General features: G+C 58.8%; 11 protein-coding genes. 7 read left to right on the top strand and 4 right to left on the bottom strand.

What is annotated here, in order from left to right; all coding sequences use genetic code 11:
• Positions 1–302 precede the first annotated feature (302 nt).
• Positions 303–1,160, top strand: a complete 858-nt coding sequence (locus tag JI664_RS15635) for a hypothetical protein (RefSeq protein WP_207014694.1) — start codon at positions 303–305, stop codon at positions 1,158–1,160.
• Positions 1,161–1,455: 295 nt separating this feature from the next.
• Positions 1,456–2,031, top strand: coding sequence for a helix-turn-helix domain-containing protein (locus tag JI664_RS15640; RefSeq protein WP_207014695.1), 576 nt, complete (start codon positions 1,456–1,458; stop codon positions 2,029–2,031).
• Here JI664_RS15640 and JI664_RS15645 read toward each other — a convergent pair.
• Complete coding sequence (locus JI664_RS15645) at positions 2,028–3,353, bottom strand: type II toxin-antitoxin system HipA family toxin (RefSeq protein WP_207014696.1); 1,326 nt, start codon at positions 3,351–3,353, stop codon at positions 2,028–2,030. The genes JI664_RS15640 and JI664_RS15645 overlap by 4 nt on opposite strands.
• A gap of 1 nt (position 3,354) precedes the next feature.
• Entirely contained in the window at positions 3,355–3,603 is a 249-nt protein-coding gene (locus tag JI664_RS15650) for a helix-turn-helix domain-containing protein (RefSeq protein WP_166131985.1), read from the bottom strand.
• A 293-nt stretch (positions 3,604–3,896) separates the two neighbouring features.
• Here JI664_RS15650 and JI664_RS15655 point away from each other — a divergent pair, with 293 nt between their 5' ends.
• The 5 genes from JI664_RS15655 (at position 3,897) to JI664_RS15675 (ending at position 10,348) form a co-directional block, all read left to right on the top strand.
• Entirely contained in the window at positions 3,897–4,148 is a 252-nt protein-coding gene (locus JI664_RS15655; protein WP_207014697.1) for a helix-turn-helix domain-containing protein, read from the top strand.
• The gene (locus tag JI664_RS15660; RefSeq protein WP_207014698.1) at positions 4,148–5,464 is read left to right on the top strand and encodes a type II toxin-antitoxin system HipA family toxin; all 1,317 of its coding nucleotides are present in this window, start codon (positions 4,148–4,150) and stop codon (positions 5,462–5,464) included. The genes JI664_RS15655 and JI664_RS15660 overlap by 1 nt, the downstream gene beginning before the upstream one ends.
• A 307-nt stretch (positions 5,465–5,771) precedes the next feature.
• Complete coding sequence (locus tag JI664_RS15665) at positions 5,772–6,905, top strand: hypothetical protein (RefSeq protein ID WP_207014699.1); 1,134 nt, start codon at positions 5,772–5,774, stop codon at positions 6,903–6,905.
• Complete coding sequence (locus JI664_RS15670; protein WP_207014700.1) at positions 6,898–9,180, top strand: ThiF family adenylyltransferase; 2,283 nt, start codon at positions 6,898–6,900, stop codon at positions 9,178–9,180. Before JI664_RS15665 ends, JI664_RS15670 begins: the two co-directional genes overlap by 8 nt.
• Positions 9,173–10,348 carry a patatin-like phospholipase family protein gene (locus JI664_RS15675; RefSeq protein WP_207014701.1) on the top strand — a complete coding sequence of 392 codons (1,176 nt, stop codon included), beginning with the start codon at positions 9,173–9,175 and terminating at the stop codon, positions 10,346–10,348. Before JI664_RS15670 ends, JI664_RS15675 begins: the two co-directional genes overlap by 8 nt.
• A gap of 30 nt (positions 10,349–10,378) precedes the next feature.
• Here JI664_RS15675 and JI664_RS15680 read toward each other — a convergent pair whose 3' ends face one another.
• Positions 10,379–11,608: an MBL fold metallo-hydrolase gene (locus tag JI664_RS15680; RefSeq protein WP_207014702.1), complete on the bottom strand. Its 1,230-nt coding sequence runs from the start codon at positions 11,606–11,608 to the stop codon at positions 10,379–10,381.
• A 296-nt stretch (positions 11,609–11,904) separates the two neighbouring features.
• A complete protein-coding gene (locus JI664_RS15685) occupies positions 11,905–15,360 on the bottom strand; it encodes a hypothetical protein (RefSeq protein WP_286174122.1) in 3,456 nt (1,151 codons plus the stop codon).
• Positions 15,361–15,375 lie beyond the last annotated feature (15 nt).

Below are 15,375 nucleotides of genomic sequence, written 5' to 3' on the forward strand. Positions count from 1 at the left end.
GCTGACGGTCAGAGTCCTGAAAAAATAGTGATTTTTCTAAAGAATGGTCCCCGGGGGCGGAATCGAACCACCGACACGAGGATTTTCAATCCCAAATTGTGGATGGAATATCAGGCGGTTACGGGCGAAATTTCTGTCAAACCCACTACGGAAAATCAGGCACTTAGCTGCCGATTGTCAAACCATTTGCAGGCCCGGACAGAGGCTTTTGGCGGATGGTGCGGCGGCGTTTTCCGTTCTGTCAAGCGGTATGATCCGTCGCCCTTGACGCGTCGCCGCTTCCCCTTCCCGGGAGGCCGCGCATGAGCTGGAAGGTTGCCAATCTCTGCGCCGACCGCATCTTCGGCAGCGCCGCGCGCAAGCAGATCATCATGTTCCTGGCCGACAAGGCGAGCGACGACGGCTCGGGCATCTGGTGCTCGAAGGGGACGATCCAGCGCCACACCGAATTGGGCGAAAGCACCGTCAAGCGCACCATCACCGACTTCCTGCGCGAAGGCATCCTGATCGAGACCGGACGGCGTCCCTGCAAGAACGGTTTCACCGTGATCTACCGGATCGTGCTCGACCGGGTCATGGCCTTGGAAAGCTCCGCCGAACCTGACGAAGGAACGGGGTCCACAGTGGACCCCGTCCAGCGTGACCCCGGTAGGGGGTCCAGGGTGGCCGGGGTACCGGGTCCACGGTGGACCCCAAACCACCCTGAAACCATCCATAAACCACCTACGCGCAAGCGCGCGGAGGAGGCGGTGGATGAAAGGGTTGAAAGGATCTGGGCCGCCTACCCCAAAGACCGGCAGCGCGGCAAGGCAGCGTGCCTTTCGAAGATCGAAGAGGCCGTGAAGGAGGGCATCGACCCCGACGACCTGCTGCGCGCCGTGCAGGCCTATGCGAACGAGAGCGCTGGCTTCACCCGGTCCAAGGTGTGTTTCGCGGACAACTGGTTCGCCGCGCGCCGGTGGCAGCGCTTCCTTGATGCGATGGCCGAGAAACGGCAGGCGCAGAAGGCGCTGGCCGCTGATCACCACGCCCGGCTGGCGGCATGGGTCCGAGACCGCAGCCCGATGTGCAAACACATCACCGCCCCGCAGGTGACGGCGCTGGTGGCGGCGGGGCTGGTGACCGATGGCCAGCTTCACGCGGCGGGGTTGGCGGGATGACGGGCGCGTCCTCTGCAAATTGCGCCGCGCATCGCGTCCCGTGCATCGCGCCTTCTGGAGTGTGTGCCCTGTCCCGCGTCCTTTGCGCCGCGCCTTCTGCATCGCGCATCACGTCCTCTGCGCCGCGGTTCCTGCCCCGTGCTGTGCGCATCGCGTTTCCCGTCTCGCGTCCCCTGCACCCCGTCGCGCGCAGCAATCCACCGAAACGGACTCCAAGCCCCTGATCCCCCTCCGCTGACGCTGGGAGGCGGGGGGCTTGAAGGAAGTTGGCAAGAAATAGGAACGTAAACTTCACATGCGCCACCATCGCAAACTGACCGACGACGAACGTCGCCAGATCATCGAGGCCCGCGCCGAGGGCAGCCCTGCCGCCGCTCTGGCCCGCCGCTTCGGCGTCTCGACCCGGGCGATCTACAACACGCTGAGCCGGGCCAAAGGCGCGCGCTCTGCTTCGACAACGACGATGAGCACCCGCCTAAGCGCGCGCCAGCTGGCGGGATTTCAAGCCGCGCTTGAGCGCGGAGGCATCACCGACCAACCCGCCGCCCTGCGCCGCTTGATGGAAGCGGCCGACATCCTGCTGCGCCCGGTGGATCAGGCCGTGCTCGACCACCTGCAAGCCTGGGGTGCGCAGGTCGCCACCGAAGGCGCTGCGGTCAACCACATCGCCCGCAAGCTGAACGAGGCCAAATTGCGCAGCCGCCCGCTGCCCTTTTTCGATGACGACATGACCACGATCCGCACCTTCGCCGGGGGCTTGGTCGAATTCGCCGAGGCGTTCCGCATCCTGTGGGAGGCACAGTTGACCAAGAAGGCGTACGAGGTCGACAAAGCGTTGGAGGGGTTAGCCGCAAAGGCTCCGGAACACTAAAGCAGGTCCCTTATCTGCGCCGCCCGCTGGATCGCGTCGTTCGCGATCGGCTCACTGACCGCCGCCGGGACCTGATCGCCTACCGCCAGAAGCGTCCGCTCGAGCGCAGGACCCAGCCGATCTACCATGTCCTGCAACAACTCCAAGGCGCGGCCCTTGGGCAGACCCGCCGCGCGGCCTTCGGCCTCGAAATGGCGGGGCACGATCTCGTCGATGCCGTAATGGCCATCGATCGACATGGCGAGGCGGTAGCGCTTGCGCTGCAAGCGGCCCGCGCGGACGACCGGGGCGACGCTCAGGATGTCATAGAGGGGCGCGAGCGTGAACCGCGCCCGACGCCCCAGACGCAGGCTGAAGTTCTTGGCGTGCCCGTCCGAGGCCCCGATCAGGAAGAAGAAGATCTGCGCCCGGAAGAACGTCTCCCGATCCTCGATGGGCGTGTCAGATTCCCGCAAAAGCTCCATGATCTGCGCGACGCCGGGGCCGCCCAGTCGCTGGTATTTCATGGCAGAAGGGTAGCCCAGCGACTGGCAGATATCCTCTTGCGGCAGGCGTTTCAGGGTGTCGCCCTGCCAGACACGGTCGAACCGTTCGACCGACAAAACCACCTGCCCGGGAAGGGTGAGCTTTTCGACATGCGCGACGGGCAGGCCGATTTCACGCGCCAGCGTCATGCAGAACAACTCGTTCTCGACGCTGTCGCTCAGATCGATCTCCTCGGGGCCCGGAATGAGGCCCATGGGCGTCTTGAAGATATGGCTGGTCGGCGTGATGCCGCGCGGCTTGGCCCACTGGTCATTGATACGCAGATAGGCCGTCTTCTCCTGCGCGCCGGCGATGGAAATCCGGAAATCCTCGTCTTCACCCAGGGCGAGCGGCGCGGCGGCGAGGTTCTTCAGGTCGGCGACCATCTCCCCTTCGGAAATGACGCGATACTGCATGTCCTGTTCGGACGGGGCCTCGTCCACCGGCAGGAATTGCAGCGCACCGACACAGTCGCGCCCCAGCACGGACAGCAGAGAGAACACATCCTTGCCCTGCGCCCCGACACGCGCGGCGATCTTCTCGCGCAGCTCGCCTTCGGCATCGGGCAAGAGGTTGTCGAAGGCGGCGACAACGGGATCGCCCTGCCATTTGAGCCTGGTCAGCGGCAGGGCGCTGACAACCGGAAAGGCGGCCTCGGAGGCGAGCCAGTCAGGATCGTAGGTGAAGGCGATGGCCCCATTCGTCGCGCGGGTCAGCGTGCCCACCCGCGCCCGTTCGTACCAGACGGCGGTCTTGCTTTGGCGTGTGCGGCGGGCCGCGCGTGTAATCCGTGCCATCCTAGCGCTGCCCTGGGTCAGCTATACGATCCGTCGCGGACAGTTCCGCACCGAGGGCCTCGAGAAGGCGCAGGTAGACATCGAGGCTGACGGACACGACGCCGTTCTCGATGTCGGAAATGGTGGATTGCGCGGTGCCCGTCATCTCGCCAAGCTGCTTCTGGCTGATCTTCCGCGCCGCGCGCCGCGCCTTAAGCACGGCCCCGGCTTGGCGCAGGCTTCGGATTGGGTACGCAGGCAGGGTGTCCATGGCTTTCCGATAGCTCAAGGACGATATTGTGTCAATATAGCTCGAGAGCTATAAGTTCTGTATATAGCCCATGGGCTAATTCTCGGTCTCTGCGCGTGGGGAAAATTCATGCCGACCAGCATCAAGCAGCCATGCCTTACACCGTCGACGATCCACCACCACTCGCCCGGCAGAAGGCAAAAACGAACGAAGATGAAAAATGTCTGCGGGATCATAAATCGAGATTATTACTCACAGAACATATTGACTCCATATGATCTCCCAATCATCTTCGTCGGGAAAGGATCACCCGGATGGATCAGATCGCCCGCACCACCAAGGATCTCGGCCAGGTCCTGCGCGCTGCCCGCAAGGCACAGGGCCTGACGCAGGCCGAGCTCGCCGCCCGCGCGGGCGTCTGGCAGCGCACGGTGTCCAACATCGAGACCGGCACCAGCGGCGCCAAGGTGGACACGATCTTCGACCTACTGGCAGCGCTCGACCTCGAACTGCGGATCGTGCCGCGCAGCAAGATGACCCAGCATGACCTCGAGGACATCTTCTGATGGGGCGCAAGCGCGCCTATGCGCCGCTCGACGTCTACATGAACGGCCGCCGCGTGGGGCAGTATTTCCGCGCGCCGGACGGAGCCTTCGCCTTCACCTATGCGCCGGAATGGCTTGCCTGGGAGAACACGCTGCCCATCTCGCGCGCCCTGCCCCTGCGGCCCGAGCGCTACACCGGCCCGCCCGTGATCGCGGTTTTCGAGAACTTGCTGCCCGACAGCGACCTGATCCGCCGCCGTGTGGCGGAACGCGTGGGCGCGGATGGTGTGGACGCCTATAGCCTACTCGCGCGGATCGGGCGCGATTGCGTGGGCGCGCTGCAATTCCTGCCCGAGGGAGAGGAGCCCGGCGACGCGCGCGCGCTGACCGGCGAGCCGTTGATCGACGCCCAGATCGGCGCCATGCTGAGCGATCTGGCGCAGGCCCCGCTTGGCATCCACGCCGAGCGGAATTTCCGCATCTCCGTCGCCGGCGCGCAGGAAAAGACGGCGCTTCTGTTCCACGAAGGGCAATGGGTGCTGCCGACCGGCACCACGCCCACGACACATATCCTGAAGCCCGCCATCGGCCGCCTGCCCAACGGAATGGACCTGACTGACAGCATCGAGAACGAGCATTTCTGCCTGCGCCTGCTGGCGGGCTTCGGCCTGACCGTCGCACGGACCGAGATCGCGGATTTCGTAGGGACGCGCGCACTGGTCATCGAACGCTTCGACCGGCTGCGCGCCCGCGACGGCCGCCTGATCCGCCTGCCGCAGGAGGATTGCTGCCAGGCCCTGTCGGTGCCCCCGACACGCAAGTACCAGAACGAGGGCGGTCCGGGGATCGTGGAAATCTGCGATGTGCTGACCGGCAGCGACGAGCCGCAGCGCGACCGGGCGGATTTCCTGAAGGCCGTGATCCTGTTCTGGCTGATCGGGGCGACGGACGGGCACGCCAAGAACTTCAGCATTGCCCTGATGCCCGGCGGGCGGTTCCGCATGACGCCGATCTACGACGTGCTGACGGTGCAGCCCTCGCTGGATGCGGGCGCGTTGCAGATCAAGGACATGAAGCTCGCCATGCGCGCGGGCCAGGGGCGGCATTACCGCGTCGCGGACATCCACGGGCGGCACTTTGTCGAGACGGCGCTGGCGGCGGGGTTCTCGCGGGAACAGGTGGAGGGGGTGTTCGAGGATATTCGGGGGCGGGCGGAGCGGGCTTTTGACAGGGCATTGGCGGAGATGCCACCGGGGTTTCCTGAAGGGCTGGTGGCCTCAGTCAGGCAGGGGTTCGAGCAGCGGGTGGCGCGGTTGGTCGCGGGGAACGACGAATGACGTGCAGGGCGGCAAGCGGGCGTTCGCTGCGCTCCCGTCGAAAATCACCTGTCCTTCTGAAAGCAGTCATTCATTTGGGCGTAGAAACCAGTCGGCCGATCGGATGATCCGCCGCACTACACCGAGGCGCCTCCAGCAGAATCAACCTTGAAGCTGTTGGAAAGCCAGAGGGAATAGCCGAAAATCCCCGTTCTCTCTAACCCTACATCTTGTATCATGTTGCCTCGACCGCAATATCCGTAGTATGCTTTTGGTGAGCTGTTGCGTCAGCGATGGTGCGTATTATTGACCAATACTGAGGCAAACAATGTTTGATGAACCTAAGGTGATGTTCTGGCCAGTCGGCACAGGGGATAGCACAACTGTTGCCGTCCAGAATGGCATTGTTTTGCAGGTTGACTTGCGAGATCTTCATAGCGCTGGCGATGCAGACGATGATCATGCTGCCTTGGTCGACAAACTCGTAGAAAACCTCCCCACAGTGAACGGCAAACCATATCTTTCAACCTTTGCTTTGACCCACCCTGATAAAGATCACATTCAGGGCTTCCACGATTTGCTTGATCGCGTCACGATTGGCGAAATCTGGTTTACCCCGCGCGTCTTCATCGAGAACGATCAGGATTTGTGCGATGATGCCGTAGCCTTCAAAGAAGAAGCCGAGCGCCGTGTTCAAGAAACGATCAACTCAGGTGGTGACGTTGGCGCAGGTGATCGGGTCAGACTCATCGGATACGATGCCCTTCTCAAAGAAGATCACTTCGTGGGCTTCCCGGAAGATCGCCTGACTGTTCCTGGCAACTCGATAACAGAAATTGACGGTGTCGATTACGAGGGAGACTTCAACGCGTTCATCCATGCACCATTCGCGGAAGAAACTGATGGTGACCGCAACAACACAAGCCTTTGCATGCAGGTTGTTCTGGGTGATAACCCTTCCAAAGGGGGCGTTCTCCTGTTCGGCGACATTGCCTACCCGCGTCTGCGCAAGATCATCGACACGACCAAGGAGGCTGGCAACGAGGAGTACCTCGCCTGGAAAGTGTTCCTTGCACCGCATCATTGCAGCAAGTCGGCCATGTACCAAAAGGAAGGCGACAAAGAAGTTCTCAAGCAGGATATTCTTGATGATCTGGCGGAGTATCAGGTTGATGGCGGCGTGATTATCGCCAGCAGCGAAAAAATTCCCTTGCAGAATGCATCTGGCGAAAATCCACCGCACGCAAAAGCGAAGAAACGCTACGAAGAAATCGCTGATGGAGGTTTCCTCTGCACTCACGAGGATGGAGAAGACGGAGAGCCCCTGGTCTTTGATGTTTCCGACGGCGCGCTAGACGCTCCAGAAGTTGCGCAAGCGGACGCTGCAAGGAAACTTGCCGATGCGGTTGATGATGCGCGCGGATCAGACAGCCCGCCCTCGGAACAGGTCGGGTATGGCTGATTTCACGACGAGAGGGCAACAACTTGCACTCGACCAACTCCAAGATATCGCGGCAGCCAGCGATGATACGATTGATATCGTTGACGTAAAGCCACCTGCTGGACAAGGCCTTTCTCTTGTTATTCGCGTGTCTCTTGATACGAGCGGATACGCTTATGAAGATGGCGGCTTCGACTATAGAAGGCGCGAGCCGCTGAACATTTTCGTGTCGCCGCATTTTCCAGTGGAACCGCCAAGGGTCTACTTCGCACACAAGCGCTTTCTCGGGCGCGCCCATGTGCAGTGGGGTGACTACCTCTGTTTGTACCAGGCAACGGATGTCGAATGGGCATCGCAGGATGGAATGTTTGGCCTGATCAAACGTCTGGACGATTGGCTGCGTGATGCTGCCCGCAATCAGCTTGACCCGGAGGATGCACCTCTTCACCCGCCAGTTGAATACACTTCCTCTGACATCAAACTTGCGGTCGAGATCGATGCGCCAGAGATTGAAGATGGGAAATCCTTCTGGCTTGGAACAGGAAAACTAACCAGACGGAATGACCATTGCTTTGATATTTCAGAGTGGTCCGAGACGCCGAGCTCGCTGCCGAAGGATGAAAAGTTTGCCGCAGTCGTGCTGCTCAATCAGGCCATGCCGATGGAGTACCCTGACACGATCAGCAAACTCATCACGACGCTGGAAGCTCGCGGAGTTCCCTTCGATCTGCTGTTCTCAATCCTGAAAATATTTGCCCTGTGCCAACCTGATAACGAACCGCTCTACTTCATTCTTGGCGCGCCCATGAGGCGAAGAGCGGCGGATGAGCCATTACGACAGCACCTCAGCGCCTGGAAGATGGATGCGGAGTATGTCAAAGCTCTCCAGGGCATAATTCTGGAAGAGAATACCGAGGCAACGCTGGAAGCCTGGAAGGTCGTTCTTGAGTGGGCAACCGAAGCCAAGACCGAATGGTGCCGCGTCTACGATAACCGTCCCGAGGTTACCTTTCGTCGGGACCAAGGCACCAAAGCCAGCTGGTTTCTTGGCAAGAAGATTGCGCTGTTGGGTTGTGGCGCGCTCGGCTCTCATATCGGTGAATACCTCGCTCGCGCTGGAGCCGAAAAAATTCGCCTGGTCGATTATTCAGCCGTCAACGCTGGCATCCTTGTTCGGCAGCAATTCCGAAACTATCAAGTCGGTTACTCAAAACAAAGCGCCTTGTCTGTACAGCTGCGTGCGATCAACCCAAAGGCAGACATCGATCATGAATTCGCCAACCTAACAAAAGGTTGGCCAGAGGCACTTAATATCAGTGATTTCGATCTTGTCATCGATGCGACGGCGTCAAGACGGGTTGCCACCGCCTTGCAGCTTGATCTGACAAAGCACAATGATGTGCCGCCGATGCTACGATGCGCGATCAGCGCAAATGCATCAAAAGGTATCGCCACTTTGAACATGCCTGGTTCAGCTTTTGGCCCTGCCGACCTATTGCGTCGCACCAAAGTCGCCGCAATGTCTGATAGTGGTTTGACAGATTTCGCCGAAGCGTTTTGGCCATTCGATCAGCACGAGCGAGGGTTTCAACCCGAACCAGGTTGCTCCGAGCCTACCTTCGTGGGATCAGCTGCAGATATCGCCTTTTTCGCATCCTCATTCTTCAACTTTGCAGCTTCGGCCTTGAGGGAGGGCGGTGACTCAAAGGCAACAGCATGTTTCGTTCGTGTGTCACATGATGACGGCTCAATGTCCTCGCATCTTGTCCCGCTTTGCCAACCCAGTATCCACGTCGAGGCTCATCATGGATACCGCGTCCATCTCTCTCATCGCGCGCAATCAGCGATAGACAGTGAGATCAAGTCAAACGCCCGTACGGGCAGCGCTAAGGACGAAACTGGGGGTATCCTCCTTGGCGAAATTGATGATGCGCTGGGAATAATTTCGATTGATGTGGCCACAGGACCGCCGCCAGACAGCAAAAAGTCTCCCGAGCTTTTTGAGTGCGGCATTGAAGGGACGCACGCGCTTTGTGAATTCCACGCAAAAGAAAGCGGCAACTCAACGAAGTTCGTTGGAGTCTGGCATACGCATCCTGTTTCCATACCAAAGCCAAGCATGGTCGATCTTGGCGCCATGGCGAAGATACTCCATCTACAGGAAAAGACGCCGCGTCATGTTGTGATGCTGATCGTTGGTCATGCAGCCACGCGTCCGACCTGGCGCTTTCATCTGTTCAGGCGCAATGAATTTCAAGTCGTTACCCTTGCCGCTGGGGAGAGTGTCGATGAGTAGCAAGTCTTTCAAATTCGGACTTGCGCTATCAGGCGGTGGCTCGCGAGCGGCAGCGTTTCATCTTGGATGTATGAGGGCTTTGAATGATCGCGGCATTCTCGATCAGGTCCTAACGCTTTCCACTGTATCCGGCGGAAGTGTGATTGGCGCGCTTTGGGCATACTCGGACGATAGTTTCGAAGAATTTGATCAACGCATGCAAAATATTCTGCGCAAAGGGCTGAAAAAGGGGATCATCCGATACACCCTCTTTTCTGGCGAAGCGCCGAAGATCGTTGGGACGATCTTCACATCAGGCGTTCTCGCGGCGCTATGCTCGTCGGCAAGGCTTCTGATTTCTGCGCTTGGGCTTGTCGGCATCAAACATGCGAGCCTGGATTCATTGAAGCTACGTCTTCAAGCACCGCTTCCCAGATTTGCGAGCAGAACAACAGCCTTTGCACGATTTCTTGACGATGAGTATTTCAAGGGAACACTCCTCAAGGGGGTCAAACGCCAGAACCTGAAAATCATTATCAACGCGTCAGAGCTCAGAACCCAATCGGCATTTCGCTATGGCTCAATGGAATCTGGATGTTGGAGATTTGGAACGCTAACCGAAGACACGTTAGTCGCAAAAGCTGTTGCGGCCAGTGCCTCGTTTCCAGCCATCCTTCCAGCTTTGGATGAACAGCAGCGCTACATAAAGCGCGGTGAAACGGCCACGCATCGAACAATCGTCAGTGACGGCGGCGTCTATGATAACCTTGGGACGAGTTGCCTCATCCCTAAGCGCGATAGCAGTTTTAGCACGAATGTGACTGAGACTGATTTCATTATTGCCTGCGTCGCAGGCCAGGGCATTCCCGATGGTTCCTCGCTACCATATTTTTGGCCGTCCCGAATGATCGAGACGATTAACACAATTCATCGTCGGACTCATTCAATAACATTCGATCTCTTGCACCGTCTCAAGGAAAGCGGTGAGATTAAGGGTTTTCTTTTGCCGTATCTTGGGCAGAACGATGCTGCCCTGCCGTGTCCGCCCCCTGACCTCGTAGCGCGTGACAAGACGTTTGATTACCCAACGAACTTCGATCCGATGTGTCAGGAAGACTTGGAGTTGATCGCAAAGCGTGGTGAACAGCTCACCAAAAACCTAATCGAGACATATCATCCTGATCTTTGAAAGATTGATCGGCGCATAGCCAGCGCCGTCCTAGTCTCGGTGAAGTTCAAAATGGGCCCAGTAGTGATTCACTTTATCGACTTGGACAGGTCGAAATGGCCAGAGATCACGCAAGACATCTGCATGCGGATGTCCAAAACTGCGATGCCCAGGATCCGAGCTAAAGATACTGAGCCCGGGTTCGATCATGGATGCAAGGCCGGTAAACCAATTGTTTTTTGAGCCATGATGGGGCACTTGAAACACTGTCGGCTGGAAAGATCGTTTGTGTCCCAAATATCCGACCAAAGACTGCCATTGATGGTCCGTACTTAGATTACCATCACCCGTATAGATAACTGAGCCGTCAAATTTTTCCTCGAACCACGGCCAGTTGGTCCGCCAATGGCCGATGGGACCTCCATATAAGAATAGGCTAAGATCGTTGAGCTGAGACTTCGGGAATGTCCGCACGTAATGATCCTTCAGTTCCCGTAGCGCATCCTTGCGATCATTGTCGGAGCTGTTTAGGAGGGCATCGCGCAAATCATTCACTCGCTCCACAAACCTCGCTACGTTCTGTGGCCTGGTCGTTGGATCGTTGTAGGGCACGAATTCCCAGAGGCTAGGGATGAACGCCGTGCCACGCGGATGCATCATCAGCATTTGGTAATGATGCCTTGCGCCTGACAGATATGACATCCATTCGGCCATCCAGTCTTGGTCGCCTTTCTCCTGGCGGATCTCTGCTTCGGCTTCAATCTTCAACGGCAGATCGCCATCAGGGTCAAAGTCAGGCTCGCCGCCCCCGTCCGGATCAGCTGGTCCGTCACCATCAGAAAACGGCACAAAGACGATTTGATTGAACCCGTCACCGGCTTGATCGACTAAGTATTGCGCTGGGTCGGTATAGAACGCAAATTCGGGATCGTCAGGTTCGAGCCCCTGCGCGTATCCGATGGCGAGCCGGTGCCACAGCGGGGCCCAAGGCAGCATGAGGGTGCGCGTACCCACATCGTTGAGCAACTTCACCATCCCGCTGATATGGTCAGCGTCAAAATGAGAAATCACAACAAGATCTAGCCTGCGTCCATCTGCGCGGCTCTGGAACTTACCAAGAGCGTTCCTCACCAGCCGTTGTGACGAGGATGTGCCGCAATCATAAACCCATTGAAAATCCGGTCTCGAATGATGGTTAAAAGATGAACCAAGGGTAAGCCGCCCTGCGGAAAATAAGCCTTGGCCTACTGGGTGGAAACGATACTGGACATGTATTTTCATCAATAACCTTCAAAAACTTGCAACTATTTTCTGTGACTCCAGACTAGCAACTTTTCCAGCCAACCCAATAGACCAATCGTGACCGATTGCATGACTCTGCGAGTTGCTGTGAAGCTCACCAATGACCGGAAGTGGCGCGCTCCGGCGGAACGTGGTTGGATGGATGTTGAGCCTTGCACCGATGACCGCTTTGGTTCGCTGCGTTTGCGAGATTGATGGCATGGTTGAAGGACAGGTTTGGGCCGCTTGCGACAAGGAGATGGCCACAGCACCCAAACCAGACGCCCACGTCGTCACTACCTAGCTTCAAAGATCACCGCTACGCGGCTCAAGATGTCCACGGGCTCCCCTTCAGACAGAACCCTGCACGCAGCAATCAGATCATCCATCCGAACGCGGATGGCGTCGCGCACGTCATCGGGTTGAGCGCAAAAGGCGCTGAAGATCGCATCAATGCCAAGGTAATCGGGGATTTCGCCGCCCGTTGCGCTGCGCTGGCTTACGGCTTCCTTTGCCTCGATCCAGAAGACATCCAGTTCGTGCGCCCAGGCTTCGGCTAGTTTTTCGAGCGCCGGCAGGGTTAGATCACCAAATTGCCCTCGGCCGCCGTCTGTCACTGTACGGCCGGTCAAGAAGCCTGCCAGGGAAGCCAGCAGGGAAACTGTGCGTGCCGGGCGGATATCCCAGTGTGTCAGTTGGCCGAGCGTGCCGCGCAAACGGTCCAGGGTTACGGTCACCTGAGCAAATTCAGGGCGAACGTCATGACGGCCGAGGCGGCGCGTTTCCGCATAGGCATCCGAGAGCAGTCGAGCTGCTTCTGTCTGATCTCCGATGATCTCCGCTCGCCCACCATCGTCGCGCACAGCCAGAAGGCGCGGAGGCAAGACTGTTGGGTCTTGAGGGCTGCCAGTACGCCCTCCAAGAAGCAGGATCGTGACGGGTTGCCGTGATGTAAGCAGGCACAGTTCTGCACCCCACAGGCCGCGCGGATTGGAGCTTTGCACACGTGCGAACACCTCGTGCGGCACTGACCGGCGTAGCCCCTCGATTTGATCGAAATAGTTTCCCGGCCGCAAAATCCTTGGCTTCTTGATCTGATCCAGAACCAGGTCCGTCAAATCTCCGGCCGCAAACTCGACCAGTTCCGAGGGCAGGTCATCCGCACCGACCCCAGACAGTAGGGCGATGCTGGCAACACGGGCGCGTGCCTTGTGATCGGACGACAGAACCAGGCCCGGCAGATCGAAGGTGTGGTAGTGGATACGGGGGTTTGGGCTGTCGATCCTGTCGATCCGACCCAAGCCTTGGATCAGGCTTTTCACGTCTGACGTCACCCCAATAATCCCAAGTGCTGGCGCAAGTTGGAGGTTGATCCCCTCCGCCATCTGAAAGGTCAGGAACATGGCCCGCGGCTTCATCCTATCGACGCGCTTCCCGTCGATCCCGAAGTATTCCTGCGCTTCGGCCCCGGATCGAATGTGATGCATCTTTTTGCCCGGTTTGATCCGGGCACCTGGAGCGACCACATAGACCTCGGGACCTCGGCCTCGATGCCCCGCCAAAAGGCGCGCATATACCTCGAGAACGCCGACGCGTTCGGCGAGGAAGATCGCGTGACCGTGCTTACGCAGAATACCGCGCATCACCTCGGCACGTGCCTCGTCGATGCTATCGAGGCTCGCATGGTTCAAAAGGCGCGTGATCCTGTCGCAAATCGGTGTCTGGGATTCTTCGACCTTGGACGACATTTCCTCCGGCAGAACACCTTCAGGCAACGCCAGTTGGCGCATGTTTTGTCTTTCGGCGCGTCGCAGGTTCTCGCCGATTGAGGCGCGCCCTCGTTGGTCAGCTTCGCTGTCGCGTTCTCGCGCCCATTCTTCGCGCGCGAAGATGATTGATGCGCGGAGCAATGCTAAGAAATTACGTATGTGAATTCGTGACTTATCGTGAAACTTGATCTCTGTCTGGCCTGCGCGTTGCGGATCTGCGGAGACAAGGGTGATCCCAGTCGTGATGCATTCGGCCAGGGTCTTGATCCGCGCAATGATCTGGCGCTGCTGGTCGGTGAGCGCCGTATCTTCGCGATGACTGCGGGTGAGCGGGTAGACAAATGCACCGCTTTTTCTGTTGTCGCTTTCCCCTATGCAGGCGCGCTGGCGGCGCACCACATAGGGCGCGAGGGCATCCGCCAGGCCTTCCTGCAACGCACTGATTTGCAGGCCATCTGCTTCAAGTTGGCGTTCGATGGCCGCGACTTCTTCCCTCAGGGTCTCTGCGCTGTGGAATAGGTCTTCCTGCACATTCTGCGCTTCGATGCGACGATTGATCTGATCCAGCTGCCGAACAAGTTCCCCCCGTGCGCGCACCTTGGCCATATGCTGGTTGATCTGATCTGTGATCACCGGCGGCACATAGATCGATGCGCGCTTTTCATGGAAAGCCAGCAGACCATCGAGCCCTTGGTTGCCCATCAGAGTTGCCGAAAGGCAAGCCGTCCAAATGGCCGGGCTTCGTTCGAACACCAGCGAGCGTGCAGAAGGCGCAAGATAACGAGAGCTTAGCCTGTGGCTTTCATCCACGATCATCGACGCGGAGGAACGGACGGCGCGGTTGATCTCATCCAACTCGGCGGCCTCGTCCTTTTTCTGGCGAGACAAGTGGCTGTGTTTGATCGGCTTGAAATTCGCGGGCGCGTTCGTCGTCCAGTTTTTCAGAACGCTGGCGGGGATCAAGGCGAGCGAACCGAGGCGCTGTTGATCTGCCCGCTCACCCCAGGAAAAGACGGTCTGCGCGTGGCTGACCGGCAGCACGGTTGCCAGGTGCTTTCCGATGTCCGTTTTTCCTGCCCCAGTCGGGGCTTCGACGAAAGCAAAGCCATGTTCGTAGACGGTGCCCGCGGCTTCATAGACCAAGTCTGCTTGAAATGGTTGGGGCGGGCGACCTGCACTCGTGTTTCCAGCCACGCGCCAAGGGGTGAAGGTGGTGGCTTCGTGAACGGTCCGCGCGACCGCCTCCTCGGGTGTAACCAGCCGGATGAGCGAGCGCAGGATCTCCAACGCTGCTTCCGTCCAGTCGCGGCCCATCTCCCAGTATTGCTCTGCGGCAGCGCGCCTTGCATTGGCGACGTCCGGCCAAGCGTGGGCATCGTCCATGAATTCGAGGTTGCGGCGCAGGCCGTTGATCGAGAAATTCGCACTGCCCGATAGAGCAGAGCTTTCGCCGATAATCAGCTTTGCATGCAGCATGGGCGGTCTGCGACCCAGCTGTGCCTCAGTAAGCGCTGGATCGAAAGCGCGAAACTGGATGATACCTCGCTCGATCGCATCCATCGCGAGAACAGCGCGAAGGTCAGCCAAGTCGACAATTGACAGGCCCCGAGCACCGAGAAAATACTGGCGGGCTTCCTGCGCGACTGACCGCCCGCCACCCCCAAAATGTCGGCGGCCGTCCGTGTTCGATCCGAAAACGATACGGATGCTGCCCTCTGGCCGTTCAGCAAGATCATGGACGGCATCAAGCACGATTGTCAGGGAAGACAGGAAATCTTGGTACCCGGTAACAATCAGGCAGCGCGGTTCCTGCAGCACGGATTTGACCAGGGTATGGACCGGGCGGGTCGCGTTGTCGCCCCATGCGTCGCGGCCCTCCGAAGGTGGGCCCTCTGACGCGTTCTCTTGCCGGTCACCATCGCCGGTCCGAGAGAAGAAGCGCGAGATCAGCCCCTGCCGCTCCATCTTTTCCCTTATGGCCATTTATCGATCGCCGTG

Origin of the sequence: Rhodobacter sp. NTK016B, from assembly GCF_017303295.1 — a bacterium.
Classification (GTDB): Bacteria; Pseudomonadota; Alphaproteobacteria; order Rhodobacterales; family Rhodobacteraceae; genus Pararhodobacter.